The sequence below is a fragment of the Microbacterium sp. R86528 genome (assembly GCF_044596335.1).
GTDB lineage: Bacteria > Actinomycetota > Actinomycetes > Actinomycetales > Microbacteriaceae > Microbacterium > Microbacterium marmarense.
The window spans coordinates 429,927-449,639 of record NZ_CP138996.1 but is presented as its reverse complement, the minus strand read 5'-3'; the positions used below and the strand labels follow the sequence as shown (position 1 = coordinate 449,639).

Annotated in this window: 19 protein-coding genes; 2 read left to right on the top strand and 17 right to left on the bottom strand. The window is 62.5% G+C overall.

Annotated elements, in window-relative coordinates:
• Nucleotides 1–18: 18 nt before the first annotated feature.
• From rsfS to rplU, 9 genes are all read right to left on the bottom strand, one after another.
• On the bottom strand, nt 19–369 hold the full coding sequence (gene rsfS / locus SJY18_RS02215) for a ribosome silencing factor (RefSeq protein WP_337338021.1): 351 nt from the start codon (nt 367–369) through the stop codon (nt 19–21).
• A gap of 23 nt (nt 370–392) precedes the next feature.
• A complete protein-coding gene (locus tag SJY18_RS02210) occupies nt 393–1,604 on the bottom strand; it encodes a hypothetical protein (RefSeq protein WP_337338022.1) in 1,212 nt (403 codons plus the stop codon).
• Nucleotides 1,601–2,197: a nicotinate-nucleotide adenylyltransferase gene (gene nadD, locus SJY18_RS02205; protein WP_337338023.1), complete on the bottom strand. Its 597-nt coding sequence runs from the start codon at nt 2,195–2,197 to the stop codon at nt 1,601–1,603. The genes SJY18_RS02210 and nadD overlap by 4 nt, the downstream gene beginning before the upstream one ends.
• Before the next feature lie 9 nt (nt 2,198–2,206).
• On the bottom strand, nt 2,207–2,431 hold the full coding sequence (locus SJY18_RS02200) for a hypothetical protein (RefSeq protein ID WP_337338024.1): 225 nt from the start codon (nt 2,429–2,431) through the stop codon (nt 2,207–2,209).
• A gap of 54 nt (nt 2,432–2,485) precedes the next feature.
• Nucleotides 2,486–3,745, bottom strand: coding sequence for a glutamate-5-semialdehyde dehydrogenase (locus SJY18_RS02195; protein ID WP_396668247.1), 1,260 nt, complete (start codon nt 3,743–3,745; stop codon nt 2,486–2,488).
• Nucleotides 3,746–3,781: 36 nt separating this feature from the next.
• Nucleotides 3,782–4,564, bottom strand: a complete 783-nt coding sequence (proB, locus tag SJY18_RS02190) for a glutamate 5-kinase (RefSeq protein ID WP_396668246.1) — start codon at nt 4,562–4,564, stop codon at nt 3,782–3,784.
• Entirely contained in the window at nt 4,561–6,069 is a 1,509-nt protein-coding gene (obgE, locus tag SJY18_RS02185; RefSeq protein WP_337338027.1) for a GTPase ObgE, read from the bottom strand. The genes proB and obgE overlap by 4 nt, the downstream gene beginning before the upstream one ends.
• Nucleotides 6,070–6,170: 101 nt before the next feature.
• Nucleotides 6,171–6,428, bottom strand: coding sequence for a 50S ribosomal protein L27 (gene rpmA, locus SJY18_RS02180; RefSeq protein ID WP_337338028.1), 258 nt, complete (start codon nt 6,426–6,428; stop codon nt 6,171–6,173).
• 19 nt (nt 6,429–6,447) lie between these two features.
• The gene (gene rplU / locus SJY18_RS02175; RefSeq protein ID WP_337338029.1) at nt 6,448–6,756 is read right to left on the bottom strand and encodes a 50S ribosomal protein L21; all 309 of its coding nucleotides are present in this window, start codon (nt 6,754–6,756) and stop codon (nt 6,448–6,450) included.
• Between the two features lie 202 nt (nt 6,757–6,958).
• Between rplU and SJY18_RS02170 the strand changes: the two genes are divergently transcribed.
• Nucleotides 6,959–7,234, top strand: coding sequence for a DUF4031 domain-containing protein (locus tag SJY18_RS02170; protein ID WP_396668245.1), 276 nt, complete (start codon nt 6,959–6,961; stop codon nt 7,232–7,234).
• Between the two features lie 4 nt (nt 7,235–7,238).
• Here SJY18_RS02170 and SJY18_RS02165 read toward each other — a convergent pair whose 3' ends face one another.
• Nucleotides 7,239–9,620 carry an Rne/Rng family ribonuclease gene (locus tag SJY18_RS02165; protein ID WP_396668869.1) on the bottom strand — a complete coding sequence of 794 codons (2,382 nt, stop codon included), beginning with the start codon at nt 9,618–9,620 and terminating at the stop codon, nt 7,239–7,241.
• Nucleotides 9,621–9,924: 304 nt separating this feature from the next.
• Between SJY18_RS02165 and SJY18_RS02160 the strand changes: the two genes are divergently transcribed.
• On the top strand, nt 9,925–10,527 hold the full coding sequence (locus SJY18_RS02160) for a vitamin K epoxide reductase family protein (RefSeq protein ID WP_396668244.1): 603 nt from the start codon (nt 9,925–9,927) through the stop codon (nt 10,525–10,527).
• A 22-nt stretch (nt 10,528–10,549) separates the two neighbouring features.
• On the opposite strand, the gene ndk is transcribed toward SJY18_RS02160, so the two are convergent.
• From ndk to SJY18_RS02125, 7 genes are all read right to left on the bottom strand, one after another.
• Nucleotides 10,550–10,963 (bottom strand): nucleoside-diphosphate kinase, encoded by a 414-nt coding sequence (ndk, locus tag SJY18_RS02155; protein ID WP_337338032.1) that lies wholly within the window; start codon nt 10,961–10,963, stop codon nt 10,550–10,552.
• Between the two features lie 23 nt (nt 10,964–10,986).
• Nucleotides 10,987–11,385, bottom strand: a complete 399-nt coding sequence (locus tag SJY18_RS02150; RefSeq protein ID WP_396668243.1) for a DUF4233 domain-containing protein — start codon at nt 11,383–11,385, stop codon at nt 10,987–10,989.
• Nucleotides 11,386–11,405: 20 nt separating this feature from the next.
• Nucleotides 11,406–12,764, bottom strand: coding sequence for a bifunctional folylpolyglutamate synthase/dihydrofolate synthase (locus SJY18_RS02145; RefSeq protein WP_396668242.1), 1,359 nt, complete (start codon nt 12,762–12,764; stop codon nt 11,406–11,408).
• A complete protein-coding gene (ileS, locus tag SJY18_RS02140; RefSeq protein ID WP_396668241.1) occupies nt 12,761–16,135 on the bottom strand; it encodes an isoleucine--tRNA ligase in 3,375 nt (1,124 codons plus the stop codon). The genes SJY18_RS02145 and ileS overlap by 4 nt, the downstream gene beginning before the upstream one ends.
• A gap of 247 nt (nt 16,136–16,382) precedes the next feature.
• Nucleotides 16,383–17,909, bottom strand: a complete 1,527-nt coding sequence (locus SJY18_RS02135; protein WP_396668240.1) for a dipeptide ABC transporter ATP-binding protein — start codon at nt 17,907–17,909, stop codon at nt 16,383–16,385.
• Nucleotides 17,906–18,718: an ABC transporter permease gene (locus SJY18_RS02130; RefSeq protein WP_396668239.1), complete on the bottom strand. Its 813-nt coding sequence runs from the start codon at nt 18,716–18,718 to the stop codon at nt 17,906–17,908. The genes SJY18_RS02135 and SJY18_RS02130 overlap by 4 nt, the downstream gene beginning before the upstream one ends.
• Entirely contained in the window at nt 18,715–19,701 is a 987-nt protein-coding gene (locus SJY18_RS02125) for an ABC transporter permease (RefSeq protein WP_396668238.1), read from the bottom strand. Before SJY18_RS02125 ends, SJY18_RS02130 begins: the two co-directional genes overlap by 4 nt.
• Nucleotides 19,702–19,713 lie beyond the last annotated feature (12 nt).

Below are 19,713 nucleotides of genomic sequence, written 5' to 3'. Positions count from 1 at the left end.
AACTGCCGAACACGAGGCTCAGTCAGAACTGCTCTTTGTCGGCGAATCGATCGCGATGACAGGACAGTCCTTCCACAGGCGTTCGAGCCCGTAGTAGTTGCGCTCCTCTTCGTGAAAGACGTGCACGATGAGATCGCCGAAGTCGAGCAGAACCCAGCGCGATTCTTTGCGTCCTTCACGACGAAGACGTTTGTGGCCCGCCTGAAGCAACTGGTCTTCTACCTCGTCGGCGATTGCGGCGACGTTGCGCTCGCTACCGCCAGTAACGAGAAGAAAGGCGTCGGCGAGTGGCAGTGGCTCTGACACATCGAGTGCCACCAATTCTTCGCCGCCTTTCGAATCTGCAGCCGCCGCAGCGATCTGAACCATTTCGTAAGTGGACGTTCTTGCTGTCAAGAGAATACTCCGGTCGCGAATGCGACGATCAGCACGCCTACAAGGGCGAGCGCTAAGACGCCCGCGGTAATCGCGAGCGCCATCATGAGCCGGCTGCCCTTTTCAGGCGCCGGAGGTCGAATTACTTCGCCAGCAGACTTGACCGTGCTGATCGCAGCACTGGCTGCGATCGGCGTGGGCGAAGAATGTGCAGGCAGCTCCCCGTCGATCAGCACGGCATCAGTCTCTTTGCTGTCAGCGGTGCCAACCGCGTGGCCGGTCGATCCCAGGCCTTCAGGCAGCTGAAACGTGCCCGTGACGAGGACTTCACCGGTAGCAGTCACGGCGCCACCGAAATCAGTGGCTGGGTTGTCAGAGATGATGAGCGCGTTCGATGTCGAAACCGCGCCGGTGGATCGGGAGAATATCTGATCGAATGACGCCGGTACATCGCTCTCAGCTGCTTTCGCAGTGAGCAAGTTCGCACCGAGCAGCGGATTGACGACAGCGCGATCTGACTCACTGCTGAGTTCATCACGCGCATCGACATCGTTCTCAACAGATTCGACCAACGGTGCTGTGCCGTCGGCGGCGCGTGACTGAGCCTCGATGCTGTCTGCGGCAACCAAGCTGGCCGCTAGTGCAGATGCTTCTGGCGAAACCTTGACGAACATGTCGCGCCAACCTTCATTGTCTGCGCTCACATCCTCATCAAGAACGGTGGGAGCGAAGTCGCTGTCGTCGAAGGACTGTGCTGCTACAGGAGTAGCTCCGGTGCCGAAGACTGATCTCAGTCCATCATCGTGTCCGCGCTGGGCATCGACATTGGCCGTGACCTGTTCCGCGTCATGCTGCGCGGCGACTTCGGGGGTGATCACCGGGACGGATGCCGTGCGGATGCGCTCTTGCTGACGCGCCTGCCGCCGCGTTAACGGGCTCATTCCCAGGTCGACGCTCGAGTCAGCAACCGGCGCAGGAGCGACATCCACGGGAACTGCGGCCCGTGGAAACGGCGCTGCCGGGGTCTTGGGGGCTTCCGGTATCTCGGGTGCGGATTGCTGCTCCGAGTCGGTTTGCTCCCCCGGCTGTTCCGACACGTCGAGCGCCGGTTCACTCTCGGGCTCGGGCTGCACGTCGGCAGCGATGATGGGCGTGGCTCCGGTGTTGCGGATTTCACGCAGTTGCTTGCGGGTCAGCGGTGGGTTCGCCGGCTGCTCAGGTGTGCTCATTCCTCGCTCCGGTAGAGATCATGCTTTGCAATGTACTGGACGACTCCGTCTGGGACGAGGTACCACACCGGGTCTCCTCGCTGGACGCGCTCACGGCAGTCGGTCGATGAGATAGCCAGGGCCGGAATCTCAAGCAGGCTGACACCCTCGGTCGGCAGCCCGTCTGTGCTCAGCGCGTGGCCTGGTCGAGAGACGGCGACGAAATGGGCCAGGTCCCACAGATCATCATGCTCCCTCCAACTGAGAATTTGCGCTATGGCATCGGCACCGGTGATGAAAAACAGTTCAGCCCCGGGGTACTCAGCGCGAAGATCACGAAGGGTGTCGATTGTGTAGGTCGGTCCGTCGCGCTGAATGTCCGTGCGGCTGACCGTGAACTGGGGGTTGGATGCTGTCGCGATCACCGTCATGAGATAGCGGTCCTCGCCCGGCGATACATCCGATTTCTGCCACGGGCGACCGGTCGGAACGAAAATGACCTCATCAAGGTCGAACGATTTCGCGACTTCGCTCGCAGCAACCAGGTGGCCGTGGTGAATGGGATCAAACGTCCCACCCATCACTCCAATTCTTGGAACCTGCGTCACCGACATTCAGTCGGCCTAGTGGCCGTGTCCCACCTGCTGGACATCGTTCTCGTGAGCCTTTGCGTAGGCTTCCGCCTTGTGCACGTGGCGGTTGGCGACGTTGCGATACGAAAGCGTGACGATACCGAGTGAGGCGAACACTATCAACGCGACGATGCCGTAGCCGACCGTCTCGAGCGCCACATTGCCATGGTGTTCGGACTCTTCAGCTGCGAGGTACAGGATCGTGGCGAGGGTCATGCTTGCTCCGTTCAGGTGTGCCTGTGTCGCGCAGGCTTGTTCCAGTCTAGGTGGTTAGGCTCGCACTTGCCCGGTGCCGCGCGCCAGCCACTTCGTACTCGTGAGCTCCGGCAGGCCCATCGGTCCGCGAGCGTGCAGCTTCTGTGTCGAGATTCCGACTTCAGCTCCGAAACCGAATTCTCCGCCGTCGGTGAATCGTGTTGACGCGTTCACCATCACGACGGCGGAATCGACCTCAGCCAAGAAGCGCTCGGCATTGGTGTCAGACGCAGTGATGATGGACTCGGTATGTCCTGTCGAGTACCGCCTGATGTGCGCCAACGCTTCGTCGAGATCGGCGACTACCTTCATCGACACATCGAGACTCAGGTACTCGGTCGACCAGTCCGCTTCCGTAGCCGGCACGACGTGATCCGCCAACAATGCGACAGCTTCGTCACCGTGAACCGTTACGCCGTGCGCGTGCAGCGCCCCGGCGACGGGAGCTACCAGGCGCTCGGCAGCGTCGCGCACCACCAGCACGGTCTCGACCGAGTTGCACACGCTGGGCCGCTGCACTTTGGCGTTGACCACGATGTCACGGGCCCATTCCAGTGGAGCGGACGCGTCGAGCACGATGTGGACAATCCCCGCTCCGGTCTCAATCACGGGCACCAACGACTCGGTGACCACCGTCTCTATCAGCGCGGCGCTCCCCCGCGGGATCAGCACGTCAATGAGCCCGCGTGCCTGCATAAGCTCTCGCGCCCCATCGCGCCCGAAATCATCAACCGTCTGGATGCCGTCCGGATCGACGTTGGCTTGAGTCAGCGCGCGACGCATCGCCGCGATCAAGGCGGCGTTCGTCCGCTCTGCGGCCGACCCACCGCGTAGCACCACCGCGTTGCCAGAGCGGAGCGCAAGAGCGGCGATGTCGACAGTGACGTTCGGTCGCGCCTCATAGATCGAGCCGACGACCCCGAATGGCACCGAGACTTTCGTGAGAGCGACCCCGTTGGGCATTACCTGTTCATCCAGCACTCGGCCGACCGGGTCGGGCAGTCGTGCGACCTCGCGCACAGCTCTCGCGAGCCCTGATATGCGATGGGCATCCAGGCGCAGCCGATCTTGGAGCGCCTCAGAGAGCCCGTTGTCGCGTCCATGCGCGAGATCTTCGGCGTTCGCGGCCACGATATCGTCTGTCGCGGCCACAATCTCGTCGGCAACACTCATCAGCGCATCGCACTTTTGCTGGTCGGTGAGCAACGAGATCGTTCGCGAGGCGTGCTTGGCGAGAACCATTCTTTCGCGCGCGGTGATGGCCGTAGTGAGCATCAGCCCAGCTTAGCGAGCGGACAGGGCCACGGTGCCCTATCGCTTTGGATGAAACCAGGTGCCGACGCTGTTGCCACGAAGCGCATCGACGACAAGGTCGGCACTCGTGACGAGCACACCAATACCCGAGGCGGCGGCAATCCGCGCAGCCGAGACCTTTGTTGCGGCGCCGCCGGTTCCCACACTGTTGACGACCACAGAACCAAACTCGAATCCTGCCAGCTCATCGCCGTAGGCAACCTCGAAGATGGGCTCCGCCCCCGGCTCGTCTGGCGGTCGGGTGTAGAGGCAATCAATATCGCTGAGCAGAACCAGCGCCTCGGCGCCGATTAGTTGGGCGACCATCGCTGCAAGGCGGTCATTGTCTCCAAAGCGAATCTCGTGCGTCGCGACGGTGTCGTTCTCGTTGACGACAGGCAGAATGCGAAGCCCGAGAAGTCGGTCCATTGCTCGCCGAGCATTGGACCGGGGTGTGGCATTCTCCAGATCTCCGGCAGTCAGCAGCACTTGACCCGCGACGATCTCAAATGGTCGTAGCGCTGCCTGATAGCGGTAGATCAGAATATTCTGCCCGACCGCGGCCGCAGCCTGCTGCGTCGCGAGATCACTCGGCCGCTCATCGAGCGACAGAAAGGGCATGCCCGTGGCGATCGCCCCCGATGAGACCAACACAATCTCGGTGCCTCGACCGTGTGCTTCGGCGATCGCCTCAACGATCGGTCCGATTTTTTGCGAGCTCTCGCCGCTGATTGACGAAGACCCGACCTTGACAACGACACGTCGTGCCGCGGGGATCAGGGCGCGCGCATCTGTGCTCACTCGTCGTCCCCAGCGCGGCTACCACTCTCCGCGATGCGCTCAGATTCGAGTTCGGCGCGAGCCTCAGCTTTCGCGTCCATGCGCTCTTTGTAGTGGTCGCGTCGCTCAGCGGTCGTGCGGCGATTGCTCTGCAAGAGCCGGGGATCGGTGCCTCGCGGCGCGGTCATCAATTCGGCCGCTGAAGTCACCGAGGGCTGCCAGTCGAAGATGATGCCGTCGCCCTCACCGATGACGACCGTGGCGCCCGGCACCGCACCGGCGCGGAAGAGCTCAGTTTCAACGCCGAGCTTCTCAAGTCGATCGCCGAGGAAGCCGACGGCCTCTTCGTTCTGAAAATCAGTTTGCTGAACCCAGCGCAATGGCTTCTCGCCAAGCACGCGATAGAAGTTACCGTACGTGCCACCTTCGACGCGGATGGTGAATTCCTTCTTCGATCCACGCGGCCGAATGACGACGCGCTCCTGAACCGGAGTCGCGGCGAGCGTTGCGCGATGTTCAGCAACGACCTCGCCAAGTGCAAAGGTGAGCTGACGAAGGCCCGCGTGGCTGACGGTGGAGATCTCGAACACTCGGAACCCGCGCTTCTCGACGTCCGCGCGCACGAGATCAGCGAGCTCTTGAGCTTCTGGCACATCGACCTTGTTCAGGGCAACGAACTGGGGGCGTTCAAGCAGAGGCGTCTGGCCTTCTGGAACCGGGTACGCAGCGAGTTCCGCGAGGATGATGTCGAGATCGCTCAGCGGGTCGCGCCCCGGTTCCAGGGTCGCGCAATCGAGCACGTGCACGAGCGCGGTGCAGCGTTCTACGTGGCGCAGGAACTCAAGGCCGAGGCCTTTGCCCTCGCTTGCGCCCTCGATGAGACCTGGTACGTCAGCGACCGTGTAGCGGTTATCGCCTGCCTGCACGACGCCGAGGTTGGGGTGCAGCGTCGTGAACGGATAGTCCGCGATCTTGGGCCGCGCAGCGGAGATCGCCGCGATCAGGCTCGACTTGCCTGCAGACGGAAAACCAACCAGGGCTACATCCGCGACTGTCTTCAGCTCAAGAAAGACATCGCCTTCCCAACCGGGAGTGCCCAGCAGGGCGAAGCCGGGGGCCTTGCGCTTTGGGTTCGCCAATACCGCGTTACCCAGACCGCCAATTCCGCCGGGCGCCACAACGAAGCGCATACCGGGGTCGAGCATGTCGGCCAGTACCTGGCCATCAGCGTCTTTGACTACGGTGCCAATCGGCACCGGCAGTTCGAGCGTCTCTCCGAGAGCACCTGAACGGTGATCTCCCATGCCGAACCCGCCGTTGCCCGCTGAGCGGTGCGGCGAGTGGTGATATGCCAGCAGCGTCGTGACCTGCGGTTCAGCAACCAGCACGACGTCGCCGCCGTGTCCCCCACTGCCACCATCGGGACCAGCGAGCGGCTTGAACTTCTCGCGCTTGACCGACACGCAACCGTTTCCGCCTTTGCCGGCGCTCAGGTGCAACGTCACACGATCGATGAACGTGACCATGCGTTCCTCCCTTTACGGTGCGGTCTGGGTCAAGCCCAGAGTAAATGGAAGGGGCGGGCCGAAGCCCGCCCCTTCTAGAAAAATCTGTGAAACCTACGGAACTACTCCGCGAAGGCCACGATGTTGACGACCTTGCGACCGCCCTTTTGTCCGAACTCGACAGCCCCCGCGCTCAGTGCGAACAGGGTGTCGTCACCGCCGCGGCCGACGTTGACGCCCGGGTGGAAGTGGGTGCCGCGCTGGCGGACGATGATCTCGCCAGCGAGAACTTCCTGACCGCCGAAGCGCTTGACGCCGAGGCGCTGTGCGTTGGAGTCACGACCGTTACGAGTGGAGCTTGCGCCCTTTTTATGTGCCATCTCTGCGTCTCCTGTGGCTCTACTTGATGCCGGTGACCTTGACGCGCGTGAGGTCCTGACGGTGCCCCTGGCGCTTCTTGTAACCGGTCTTGTTCTTGAACTTCTGGATCACGATTTTCGGGCCGCGCTCTTCGCCGATGACCTCGGCGGTGACGGTCACGTTGGCGAGCTTGTCAGCGTCGGTCGTGACAGCGTCGCCGTCAACGAACAGAACGGCGGGCAGCTCGATGCTCGCGCCAATCTTTGCCTTCTGTCGATCGAGAACGACAACCGTGCCGACCTCTACCTTTTCTTGCCGGCCACCGGCGCGCACTACTGCGTAAACCACTTCACACCTGTTTCGTCTTGGGAGCGCACGGCTCCGAGTTGTCTTTATGAGACTGGAAAGTCCTGGTGCGGAAGCAAGGCTCTCGACAGTTTCGCGATCAGTCTGCAAAACGTGACGCACCAAAGGACTACTTTACCGGATGTAGGGCGTATCGGCAAAAGCATCGAACGCCGTGTCTCATGCGAGTGAGTAGGATTCGGGGGTGGCGATCCTGATTGACGACCCGCGCTGGCCAGCCCACGGTCGAGTTTGGGCGCATTTGGTGAGCGACTCGAACCTCGGCGAGCTCCACGAGTTCGCGCGTGCGCATGACATTCCGGTGCGCGGGTTCGACCTCGATCACTATGACGTGCCCGAACAGATACACGCGCAGCTCGTGGCAGCCGGAGCAGAGCACGTGAGCGGGCACGAACTAGTGCGACGCCTGATCGCCTCAGGGTTGCGCGTCACCGCTCGCGAGCGGCGCGCGCAAACCTGAGGGCCTAGTCTTCTGGAACGTGCGCGACAGGTGTGCCGGTGAGGGCAGCCGTGGTCACGCGTCGACGCGCGCGTCCCTGCCCGGGGGCCTTCGGCTCGGGTAGCGCCTCGAGTACTGAATCGAGCAGCAGGTCCTTCTCAGTCTTGGGAGCCTGCTGTTTGGCAGGAGCCTTCGCCACTGGCTCTTTGCGTTTTTTGCGCGGCTTCTTGGCGCGCGGTTCAGTTGCCACGTCGGTTTCCGCAGGTGATTCGTCGGCAACCGACTCATCTGGATGATGAATTGTGGATGCTGCGATTTGGGCAAGCGCGGACTTTACGCCCTCGGTGATGACATGAGTGCCGCCGTTCGCCTGAGCAGGCGGCTGTTGCTGCTGTGCAGCGCCGCGAGAGCGGCGCGGCTGTTGTCCGCCTGAATTCGCACTGCGGTGCTTGACGACCGGGTCGTGGTGCACGACAACACCGCGGCCTGCGCACACGTCACACGCCTCGCTGAACGTTTCAAGCAGCCCGAGCCCCAATTTCTTGCGCGTCATCTGCACGAGGCCCAGAGACGTCACTTCAGCGACCTGGTGCTTCGTGCGGTCGCGGCTGAGGCATTCGACCAACCGTCGCAACACCAGGTCGCGGTTCGACTCGAGCACCATGTCGATGAAGTCGACCACGATGATCCCGCCGATGTCTCGAAGGCGCAACTGGCGCACGATCTCTTCAGCGGCTTCAAGGTTGTTCTTAGTGACCGTCTCTTCGAGATTTCCACCCGTGCCGACAAACTTTCCGGTGTTGACATCAACGACCGTCATCGCCTCGGTGCGGTCGATGACCAACGAACCACCGGAGGGAAGCCAGACCTTGCGGTCGAGCGCCTTCTCGATTTGCTCAGTCACGCGGTACTCGTCGAAGGGATCGCGCTCACCCTCATGTGACTTGACGCGGTCGAGAAGGTCGGGGGCGACCGATTGCAAGTACGTCGTGATCGTCTCGTGCGCCTCGTCGCCCTGGATGAGCATGTGCGTGAAGTCTTCGTTGAAAACATCGCGCACGATCTTGACCAGAAGATCGGGCTCGGAGTGCAACAGCGCGGGAGCGCCGATCGACTGGATTTGCTTTGAGATGTGTTCCCACTGATTTGTGAGTCGTTGCACGTCGCGGGTGAGCTGTTCTTCGGTCGCACCCTCGGCTGCTGTGCGAACGATGACACCGGAAGATTCCGGCAGCACTTCCTTGAGGATCTTCTTCAGACGAGCACGTTCGGTGTCTGGGAGCTTGCGTGAGATGCCATTCATCGCGCCGCCGGGGACGTACACGAGATAGCGCCCAGGAAGCGAGATCTGACTCGTCAGGCGTGCTCCCTTGTGACCGACGGGGTCCTTGGTGACCTGGACCAGAACCTTGTCACCTGACTTCAGCGCCAATTCGATGCGACGTGGCTGATTGCCGGTCTCGACACCGTCCCAGTCGACTTCACCCGAGTACAGCACCGCGTTGCGGCCCCTGCCGATGTCGACGAACGCGGCTTCCATGCTCGGCAGCACGTTCTGCACCCGCCCGAGATACACGTTGCCGATCAACGACGCATCCTGGTTGCGAGCGACGTAATGCTCTACCAACACGTTGTCTTCCAGCACGGCGATCTGAACTCGACCGTTCTTCGAACGAACAACCATGACGCGATCCACTGCTTCACGGCGAGCAAGGAATTCAGCTTCGGTGACGACCGCGCGGCGACGCCCTGCTTCTCGTCCGTCGCGGCGTCGCTGCTTCTTTGCTTCGAGTCGCGTCGAACCCTTGATGCGCTGTGGCTCGGTGATGAGCTCGACGGCTCGCTGACGATGGTGCGGCTGGGTCTGTGCGGAATCCGACTGCTCGCTCGAGTCCTGTCGGGTATCGCCACCCCGCCGGCGGTTGCGGCGACGGTTGCTCCCCCGCGGTCCGTCATTGTCAGCCTGGGAAGGCTGGTCTTCAGCCACGCTCGGCAGAACCGTGATCTCGGGCGCGTAAAACATCAGTTGCGTGGAAACTGCCGACACAAACGTTTCGGGCAACAAGCCCAGGCTCACCGCGGTGACGGGGCCGGAGTCCGGTGCTGTTTCGACCGGCTCGGCTTCTACGGCGTCTTGAGAATCGGAATCTGCGTTCGATTCTCCCGCCGACGCGCTGACCTCTGCTGCCTGCGCGGGCGCGTCGCCAGCGGGAGGTTGTTCTGCAGCAGTGTCATCGCGGGGCGCTTCTTCGGCGGCCGGTTCGCTCGGCTGCCGCTCTGCCGCCGCTGTGGGCAGGGCGTCGGGTGCATCGCCGGGAACCGCCGGTGCAGCGTTCCCAGACTCTTGCGCCAGCGAGGCCTCGGGGGCGGTCGGTGTGTCGAATTCTTCGTTTATGCCATCGGCAATCAAGGGTTTACTCCCTGCGGGGTCGCGCCGCGCGCGACCCGGCAAAATCTTGTGCGGTGCCGCACCTGCGGTGCCGCTCTCTCACTCGGTCTGCAGCACACTCTCAACTCTCGTGGTGAGACGTTGTGCTGCCAAGGGCTTTCGTTGCCCTGAAGTCTTCGGTGATGTGCGCGTCGGCGCGGCCGCGGCACATCAATCCTCATTATCGCACTTTCGCGCGCCGATTGCTCGCCGACGCGCAATACGCGAGTTGACAATGTCGTTTTGTCAGCTCGACGTCAGCGTCAGTGGGATAATCCTGCACATGCCCAATCCGTCGCCTCGCACTCGTCCAACCGCTCTGGCAGTGTGGCTGGTGATCGCCGGCGTCATTGGATGGTGGGCAGCTTTTCAGCTGACAATCGAGAAGTTCCATGCCCTGACGAATCCTGGTGAAGCCGCCTCATGTGACTTCAATCCGCTGGTGCAATGTTCTGCAAACCTCGATTCCTGGCAAGGGAGCGTTTTCGGCTTTCCCAACCCGCTCATGGGCTTGACCGCGTGGGCTGCCCCCATCGTGGTGGGAATGGCGATTCTCGCAGGGGCGCGTTTCGCACGGTGGTTCTGGCTGCTGTTCGAACTCGGGCTTACGCTCGCCTTCGTCTTCGTGATCTGGCTGATCAGCCAGAGCATCTTCGTACTTGGCACGCTGTGCCCTTGGTGCATGGTGACGTGGGCGGTGACCATCCCCACCTTCTACGCGGTAACTCTCTACACGCTGCACACGGGCTTGTTGCCCGCGCCTGCGTCTATTCGACGCGGCGCGGGCAAACTCACGGGGTGGGTTCCCGTGCTGACCGTTCTCAGTTACGCGGCTATCGCCGTCATCGCGCAGCTTCGACTCGACGTCTTAGGCGCGCTGTTCTAAGAGAGCGCTGCCGCGTCATTGTTCAGAACCAGATCTCGAGTTCACGCGCTGCAGATTCTGGGCTGTCGGAACCATGCACCAGGTTCTGCTGAACCTTCAGCCCCCAGTCGCGTCCCAAGTCGCCACGGATCGTTCCCGGAGCGGCCGAGGTCGGGTCAGTGGTTCCCGCCAGCGACCGAAATCCTTCGATGACGCGGTTTCCCGCGAGACGAATGGCCACTGAGGGGCCAGACATCATGAACTCGAGGAGCGGTTCGTAGAAAGGCTTGCCCTCGTGCTCGGCGTAGTGTCGCTCAAGCTTGGCGCGATCTGGTTCGACGAGTCGAACATCGACGAGCGAATAGCCCTTGGCCTCGATGCGGGCCAGGATTGCGCCAGTCAGGCCACGAGCGACGCCGTCGGGCTTGACGAGGACGAGAGTTTCTTCCGTTGACATTTGTATATCTCCGTTCGCCTGAATCAGGCAGGTTCGGTTGGTGATGCAGCTCGCTTGGCGTTGATGCGATCAAGCGAGCTTCCTTTGATGGTGGCATACGCATACATGCCACCGAAAATGATCGCCACGAACAATAGCGCCGGCACCAAGAAGGCGCCGAGTGCGACGATCAGCTGCAGCAGCCATCCCACGGCGATTCCCCAGCGATAGCGCACGAGACCGGCCGTGAGCAGCATCAACAGTGCAACAGCGACACCCCCAACCACACCCCACCACTGCGGCACGGACTCGGGCAGGGCATCTAGCCCAAAGATCGCCAGGCCCCCGAGAAATGCGATAACCGCTTCAAAGGTCAGCACTATCGAGGCGAGCGACTCCGCGGCTCCTCGCGGGCGCCGCGCGCGTGCCGGCTTGGCAGGCACGTTCGAGCTGTCTGGCCCGGTCACTCTTGCCAACCCGACTTCCACTCCTCTGCGTCGGCGAGCACGATGGCCTCACCGGCGAGAATGACCGAGCCCGCGATGATCACGGCGCGCCGGTCTGCCGCTGCGGCCCACTCGCGGGCTGCCATTGCGGCCGCTGACAGATCGGAGTGCACGGTGACGGGCAAGCCCCGCTCCTCCGCGAGATCCGCCACGCTGTCGGCATCGCTCGCTCGTTCAGAAGTCGGCGCCGTCGCGAAGATGTGAGTTGCTGTCGGTGCCAAAGCGTCGACAATGCCGGACGCATCTTTGTCGGCGAGCACGCCCACGACCATGCCCCACTCGTCAAAATCGAACGACTCGCGCAACGCGGCGACAAGGGCTCGTGCGCCGTGCGGATTGTGGGCAGCATCCACCAGGACGGTCGGGTTGATTCCCGCTAGCTGCAGCCGTCCCGGCGTCGTGACCTGGGCGAACGCCTCGGTAAGGATGTCGGGCGCGATTGGCTGTGTGCCTCCGCCCACCAAAGACTCAACGGCGGCAATGGCAAGCGCAGCGTTGAATGCCTGATGCCCGCCATAGATCGGCAAGTACTCGTCGTCATAGGTGCCAGCCAAACCGCGCACCGAGAGGAGCTGACCACCGACCGCGAGACGCTGCTGAGTGAGAGCGAAATCGGTGCCCTCGAATGAAACCAACGCTCCACGAGCGCCTGCCGCGGCTCGAATCGCGGCTTCTGCTTGGGGAGACTGGCGTGCGGAAACAACAGCAGCTCCGTCTTTGATGATCCCAGCTTTTACCTCCGCGATCTCGGCAATCGTGTTGCCCAAGCGGTCGGCGTGGTCAATGTCAATTGGCGAGAACACCGCAACATCGCCATCGGCGGTGTTAGTGGAGTCCCACAAACCACCCATGCCGACCTCGATCACCGCAACATCTACCGGCGCATCGGCGAAGACGACAAAGGCAAGAACGGTGAGCAATTCGAAGAAGGTCAAAGGCGCGTCGTCGGCTGCTGCGAGCTCGGCGTCGACGATCTCAACGAAGGGTTCGATCTCGTCCCACGCATCCGCAACGGCAACGTCGGCGACATTCTCGCCATCCACCATGATGCGCTCGGTGAAACGCTCAAGGTGCGGGCTGGTGAACAGCCCCGTGCGCAGTCCGTGGGCGCGCACCAGGCTCTCAATGACCCGGCTGGTGGATGTCTTCCCATTCGTGCCAGTGACGTGCACAACACGGAACGTACGCTGCGGGTCATCCAAGAACTCCAGCACGCGTCGCGTGCGCTCGACGCGTGGCTGCACCCACTGTTCTCCCTGGCGAGCAAGGAGTGCCGAGTAGACGGCGTCGGCGCGCTTGCGGTCTTTATCGGTCATGCTGCTGCCTCGACTTTCGACACTGCGACGATGAAGTCGCCACGATTCGCATAGGTTCCCGCGCTGAACTCAGCGCGGTGGTCGGCACTCTGATCGGTGAGGGCGCCCAGAGTGACAGCGTGAGAAACAGCGAGAGTCTCACCGGCGATATCAGCGACATCGAACGCGGAACGAACGGCGGCTTCATCGGACGGATCGGTGAATGCCAATTCGAGACGAATGCGATCGCTCACCTCGAACCCGGCAGCCTTTCGAGTGTCTTGCACCGCGCGGATGAGATCGCGCGCGAGGCCTTCTGCCTCGAGTTCCGCGGTCGTCGTAGTGTCGAGCAGAACAAAGCCACCACCCGGAATCAAAGCAAGCGCCTCGCCGTCGGGTCTTCCTGTCGTCTCGAGCACCAGGTCGTACTCCCCCGCGTGCAGCGGCAGCTCCCCGTCTGGGGTAACCACGGTGACGACTCCATCTTGCTCGGTCCAGGCGCCCGTGCGCGATGCCTGGATCGCTTGCTGAACTCGCTTACCCAGCCGGGGACCCGCGGCGCGCGCGTTCACGGCGAGACGGTGGGTGATTCCATAGGCACCAGCGGTGTCATCGCGCAGTTCAACAAGCTCGACGTTCTTCACATTCAATTCGTCGCGCAGAATGTCGTCGAACTGCTCGAGTGCCTGCGCATCGGTCAGCACTACGGTCATCGATGCAAGCGGCAGACGAACGCGCTTGCCTTCCTTCTTGCGAAGCGCGTTTGCGACGCTTGACACCTGGCGCACGGCATCCATCGCACTGCGAATATCGGCGGCAGCAGCAAAAGCGGCCGCATCGGGCCAGTCTTGCAAGTGCACGCTGCGTCCACCAGTGAGCCCCTGCCAGACGCGTTCCGAAAGGTGCGGAATCAACGGAGCTGCGACCCGTGTCAGCGTCTCGAGCACGGTGTACAAGGTGTCAAACGCTTCACGGCTAGTCTCGTCGTCTGACACGCCAACCCAGAATCGATCACGCGAACGACGGATGTACCAGTTGGTCAACGCCTCACCGAACTCGCGCAGTTTGGCGGCTGCCAGAGTTGAATCGAGGGCGTCGAGATCAGCAGCAACGTCACGCACTAGGTCACCGGTGAGGGCCAGAATGTGCCGATCGAGAACGTTTGTCGAATCCGTGCGCCACGTCGCTTCGTACCCCACGTCGCCCTGACCGCCTGCGGCGTTGGCATAGGTGGCGAAGAAGTACCAGCTACTCCACAGTGGCAGCATGAACTCACGCACGCCCGCTCGGATGCCCTCCTCGGTGACAACCAGGTTGCCCCCGCGCAGTACGGGGCTGGCCATGAGGAACCAGCGCATCGCGTCAGAGCCGTCGCGGTCGAACACCTCGGAGACATCGGGATAGTTGCGCAGCGACTTCGACATCTTCTGTCCGTCGTTGCCCAGCACGATGCCGTGGCAAGACACACCGGTGAAGGCTGGGCGATCGAACAGTGCTGTCGACAGCACATGCATCACGTAGAACCAGCCACGAGTCTGCCCGATGTACTCCACGATGAAGTCGGCGGGTGAGTGGGCGTCGAACCACTCTTGGTTCTCGAACGGGTAGTGCACCTGTGCGTACGGCATCGAGGCTGAATCGAACCAGACGTCGAGCACGTCTTCAATACGACGCATCGTCGATGTGCCCGAAGGGTCATCGGGGTTCGGGCGCGTGAGGTCATCGATGAACGGTCGATGAAGGTCTACTTGACCGTCGGCATTGCGTGGCAGGCGGCCGAAGTCGCGTTCCATCTCTGCGAGTGAACCGTATGCGTCGGTGCGCGGGAACTCGGGATTGTCGCTCTTCCAGATCGGGATCGGCGAGCCCCAGTACCGGTTTCGACTGATCGACCAGTCGCGGGCGCCTTCAAGCCACTTGCCGAATTGCCCGTGCTTGACGTTCTCTGGCACCCACGTGATCTGCTCGTTGTTGGCGAGCATGTCGTCTTTGAACTCCGTGACGCGAACAAACCAACTAGACACAGCCTTGTAGATAAGGGGATTGCGGCAACGCCAGCAATGCGGGTAGGAGTGCTCATAGCTGGCAAGGCGCAACAGTCGTCCTGACTGGCGAACCAGGCGCACAAGCGGCGTGTTGGCGTCCATCCACAGTTCGCCCGCGACATCGGTCACCTGCGGAAGGAACCGACCACCGTCGTCGAGACTCATGACGAGCGGAATGCCCGCAGCCTCCGTGATTCTTTGGTCATCTTCACCGAAAGCAGGAGCCTGGTGCACGATGCCGGTACCGTCAGAAACCGTCACGTACTCATCGACGAGAATTCGCCAGGCGTCCTGCGTGCCCCAGGTCTCGGAGTCGGCGTAGTAATCGAATAGCCGGTCGTACGCGACGTCAGCGAGTTCAGCACCGAGTATCGTCTGTTCGATGGCGGCGCGAGCGTCGTCAACGGACTCGTACCCAAGGTCCTTGACGTAGCCAGCCAGCAGGTCCTCGGCAATGAGATATCGATGTGCCGTTGCTTCAAGAGGATCGTCTGCCGTTCCATCGGCGTCACGGTGCACATCGGCAGCACCTGCCGGCCCCCCTGGAATGACCACATAGCTGATCGCGGGCCCAACGGCCAGGGCCAGGTTCGTGGGAAGAGTCCAGGGCGTTGTCGTCCAGGCCAGGGCGCGCACACCGGTCAGCCCGAGAACCTCCGCTTTGGCGCCGACGAGGGGGAAGGTCACCGTCACAGACGGATCTTGACGCATCTTGTAGACGTCGTCATCCATACGCAGTTCGTGCGCGCTGAGCGGAGTTTCATCGCGCCAGCAATACGGCAAGACTCGGTGGCCCTCGTAAGCGAGGTCCTTGTCGTAGAGCTGCTTGAACGCCCAGAGCACACTCTCCATATAGTTCGTGTCGAGCGTTTTGTAGCCGCGTTCGAAGTCGACCCACCTGGCCATGCGACCGACGTATGTCTTCCATTCTTCGGAATACGCCATCACCGACTCGCGCGCCTTGTCATTGAAGGTGGCGATGCCCATTTGTTCGATCTGAGCTTTCTCGGTGATGCCGAGTTGTTTCATCGCTTCGAGTTCAGCGGGCAGGCCGTGGGTGTCCCAGCCGAAGACGCGGTTGACCTTTTTGCCGCGCATCGTCTGAAAGCGCGGAAAGACGTCTTTGGCATAGCCGGTCAGCAGGTGACCATAGTGGGGCAAGCCATTGGCGAACGGAGGTCCGTCGTAGAAGACCCACTCCTCGGAGCTCTCGCGCTGGGCAATGGAATCGCGGAAGGTGTCATCTTCGCGCCAGAACGACTGAACGTCTTCTTCGATCGAGGGAAACCGCGGACTTGGTACGACCGCGTCTACGGCCGGCCCGAATGCGGACTTGGGATACGACATGTCACTCCAGCAGGTTGCAATGCTTCCTGCGAGGACGACGCTCCCGAAAGGAAGAGCCGCGGTACCACCCCGCGTGACGAATGCTGCTGCATCCGTCCTCTCTCACTGTGGCTGTCACGGGCCTGACCCGCTCGGTTCTACTTGGCCGAAACGTTCTCGACTGTTCTTCCGAGAGCTCCCCGGTGATAGCCGGATCGGTGCTGGTAGCAAGATTCTACTCGCACTTTTGCTCTTTCGCTGTGGCTGCTCATGCGCCTGACGCCGTGAGCAGCTCACGCGTGAAGGGATGCTGGGGGTTGGCGAATACCTTCGATGTCACACCGGACTCCACCACGACGCCGTCCTGCATGACAAGAACTTCGTCTGAGATTGACGCGACGACTCCTAGGTCGTGGGAGATGAAGAGCATCGCAAGGTCGCGCTCGTCCTGAATGCGGTGCAACATCAGCAGCACACGCTCCCTCACCGAGGCGTCCAACGCAGACACGGGCTCGTCTAGCACCAGCACGTCCGGGTCTGTCGCAAGCGCCCGAGCAATGGCTGCGCGTTGACGTTGACCTCCCGATAGCTGGCGGGGTCGGCGCGTGAGCACATCGCGATCGAGATCCACGTCCCGCAACAGCTGGGCAATGTGCGCCGGGTGTTCGGTCCGCGCAACGCCCACGGCGTCGAGCGCCTCCTTCAATGAACGACCGATGCTCCAGCGCGGGTTGAAGGCGCCAAGAGGGTTCTGGTGCACGAGTTGCACCCGCACGGGGGAACTGTCGCGCATGCCAGACGGCCAGACATTGCCACCACGAAGTATCTGGCCCGTATCTGCCTGCTCCACTCCGATGAGCAGGCGTGCGAGCGTGGTTTTTCCCGAGCCTGACTCTCCGACCACCGCAAGAGTGCGCCCGCGCGTCAACGCGAACGAAACGTCGCTGACAGCGACTCGATCAAATGCCTTGGTCACGCCCCTAGCCTCGAGCACGATGTCACTTGCCGGCTCGCGTGGGGCACGCGGTGAATGCCGAGCGGCCGCTACAAGCGTTTTGGTATGAGGATGCTGCGGTGCGCTGAGCACCTCGGCAACGGTGCCTGACTCTACGATCTTTCCGTGTTGCATCACCGCAACGCGATCGGCCACTCGTGCGACGGCGGCGAGATCGTGGCTGATGAAGACGATCGCCACACCGCGATCAACGATTTCGCGCAGAAGCGCAAGCACGCGCGCTTGCACCGTAGCGTCAAGGGCCGTGGTGGGCTCATCTGCGATGATCACGGCGGGGGCAGCGGCGAGGGCCGACGCGATAAGGGCGCGCTGGCGCAATCCGCCGGATAGCTCGTGAGGAAACTGTCGAGCGCGCCGCTCGGGATCAGGCATTGCCACCGCACGCAGCAGATCGCTCGAGCGCGATTGCCGCGCAGAGCGCGATAACTGCCCGTTGTGCACTTCGAAGGCTTCGACGACCTCGCGCTCGATGCGCCGAAGCGGATCAAGTGACACGAGCGCGTCTTGCGAGACCAGCGCAATGCGGGCCCCGCGCAACTCTCGCCAGCCGCGTTCGCTCAAGTGTGACGCGTCTATGCCATCGACCTCGAGCGCGGTTGCCGTGACCGCAGCGTCATTGGGCAACAGCCCCAGCAACGCGCCCGCGGTGAGGGATTTGCCTGCGCCCGATTCGCCGACGATCGCGAGGCATTCGCCAGGGCCTACCTCGAAACTCACGTCATCGACCGCCACTCGGTCTTCAAAGGCAACCCGCAGATTATCAACACGTAGCGCCGTCACAGCGATCTTCCTTCCGTTCGAGCGCGCAGAAGTCGTCCCACTACGGTTGCTGCCACGACCGTCAGCGTGATCGCCAGCCCAGGGAACAGCGAAATCCACCACGCCTGGCCGAGCACATTTCGACCGCCCGAGAGCATGAGCCCCCACTCAGGCGTCGGCTCCGTTGGGCCCAGGCCCAGAAACGACAACCCTGCGGCGGCCAGAATGCTCGAGCCGATCCCGATCGTCGCAAGCACACTCAGTGCACCCACCACGCTTGGCGCCACGTGCCTGAGGAACGCAGGAAAAGCACGCACGCCGAGTATGCGCGCCGCCTCGACGTGTTCGGCTTGCAACAGGGTGCGCGTCTGTGCTCGAGCGAGTCGCACGTACACGGGAACCGCGGCGATCGTGACAGCGACAGCAATATTCACTGGACCGGGCCCGAGGATCGCGACCACCACGAGGGCGATCAGAAACTCGGGAAAGGCCAGAAGCACGTCGGTAGCGCGCATAGTCGCAGCATCTACCAACCGAGGGGCGCTACCTGAAAGAGCGCCGATCACCAGCCCGATGGTGAAGGCCAATGTGGTGGCGAGCAGACCGATTCCGGCCGAACGTGATGCGCCGTAGACAACACGCGTGAAGACATCTCGCCCGCTCTGGTCAGTTCCAAAGGGATGCGCAGCGCTGGGGGGCTCGAGGGCTGCCCGCACGTCGGTCGTCAGCGGATCAAGCGACGTGAACAACGCTGGCGCGAGGGCCATGGCGGCAATCACGGCCAGCACGACGAGAGCAATCGTGAGTAGTGCGCGGCGCGCGATGCTCATGCGGCATCCTCCCGCGTGCGGGCCCGTCGCCGTGAGGCGCGGAGGCGCGGATCGAGCAGCGGGTAGAGCGCATCGACGACGAGATTCACAATCACGAACACCACCGCACTGAGCAAGATCACGCCAGTGATCACGGGGAGGTCGCGATCCGTGATGGCGGTGAGCGTCACACGGCCGATGCCCGGGCGGCCGAACACGGTTTCGACGAGCACCGCGCCGCCCAAGAGAGAGCCGATGAGATAGGCGGCCAGTGTGAGCGCGTTCGACGCGCCGTGTCGGGCTGTGTGGCGCAGCGTGAGCCACATTGGGCTGGCACCGCGGGCGCGCACGGTGGTAGCGAAAGGCAAGCGCTCGGCCGACTCGATTCCGTCACGCAACACCTGCCCGAGGAGCGCCGCGACCGGCAGCGCCAGTGTCACCGCGGGCAGCACGAGCGACAGCGGGTCACGTGCTCCCGAGACCGGGAACCAGCCCAACTGGAATGCGAAGACGGCGAGTAGCAGCAGTCCAATCCAAAACACCGGAGTCGACAACACCACCAGTTCAGACGCCGAGGCGATGCCGCGACCGGCAGGCCCTCGCGCGAGAAGCGCCACCGCTGCCGCGATGAGGGCCGCGAGTAGCAGTGCGAGTGACGTCAATTGCACGGTTGACTCAAGCTGTCGACCGATCACATCGATGACGGGCATGCGCAGCTGGTAAGAATCTCCCAGGTCACCGCTGCCGAGCTGCAACAGGTAAGTGACGTACTGTTCGAACGGCGGCCGGTCAAGCCCAAGTTCAGCGCGGATCTGGTCTTTCGCGGCGTCGCTGATCTGCGCTTGCGGCCCGAGCATCACTTCCACTGGATCGCCGGGAATGATCCGTACCGCGACGAAGGCGAGCGTGGCCGCCCCCCAGAGAACGAAGACGATGGATGCGACGTGTCGCCCGACCCATGTAAGAGAGCGCCCCCGCAGGCTGGTGTCCGCGTCCCGCCTCATAGATCCCTCTCA

Bases quoted from the DNA above. Each gene is read 5' to 3' on its own strand.
- rsfS (WP_337338021.1), bottom strand. From the start codon at position 369: ATGGTTCAGATCGCTGCGGCGGCTGCAGATTCGAAAGGCGGCGAAGAA.
- SJY18_RS02210 (WP_337338022.1), bottom strand. From the start codon at position 1,604: ATGAGCACACCTGAGCAGCCGGCGAACCCACCGCTGACCCGCAAGCAA.
- nadD (WP_337338023.1), bottom strand. From the start codon at position 2,197: ATGTCGGTGACGCAGGTTCCAAGAATTGGAGTGATGGGTGGGACGTTT.
- SJY18_RS02200 (WP_337338024.1), bottom strand. From the start codon at position 2,431: ATGACCCTCGCCACGATCCTGTACCTCGCAGCTGAAGAGTCCGAACAC.
- SJY18_RS02195 (WP_396668247.1), bottom strand. From the start codon at position 3,745: ATGCTCACTACGGCCATCACCGCGCGCGAAAGAATGGTTCTCGCCAAG.
- obgE (WP_337338027.1), bottom strand. From the start codon at position 6,069: ATGGTCACGTTCATCGATCGTGTGACGTTGCACCTGAGCGCCGGCAAA.
- rpmA (WP_337338028.1), bottom strand. From the start codon at position 6,428: ATGGCACATAAAAAGGGCGCAAGCTCCACTCGTAACGGTCGTGACTCC.
- SJY18_RS02160 (WP_396668244.1), top strand. From the start codon at position 9,925: ATGCCCAATCCGTCGCCTCGCACTCGTCCAACCGCTCTGGCAGTGTGG.
- ndk (WP_337338032.1), bottom strand. From the start codon at position 10,963: ATGTCAACGGAAGAAACTCTCGTCCTCGTCAAGCCCGACGGCGTCGCT.
- SJY18_RS02145 (WP_396668242.1), bottom strand. From the start codon at position 12,764: ATGACCGATAAAGACCGCAAGCGCGCCGACGCCGTCTACTCGGCACTC.
- ileS (WP_396668241.1), bottom strand. From the start codon at position 16,135: ATGTCGTATCCCAAGTCCGCATTCGGGCCGGCCGTAGACGCGGTCGTA.
- SJY18_RS02130 (WP_396668239.1), bottom strand. From the start codon at position 18,718: ATGAGCATCGCGCGCCGCGCACTACTCACGATTGCTCTCGTCGTGCTG.
- SJY18_RS02125 (WP_396668238.1), bottom strand. From the start codon at position 19,701: ATGAGGCGGGACGCGGACACCAGCCTGCGGGGGCGCTCTCTTACATGG.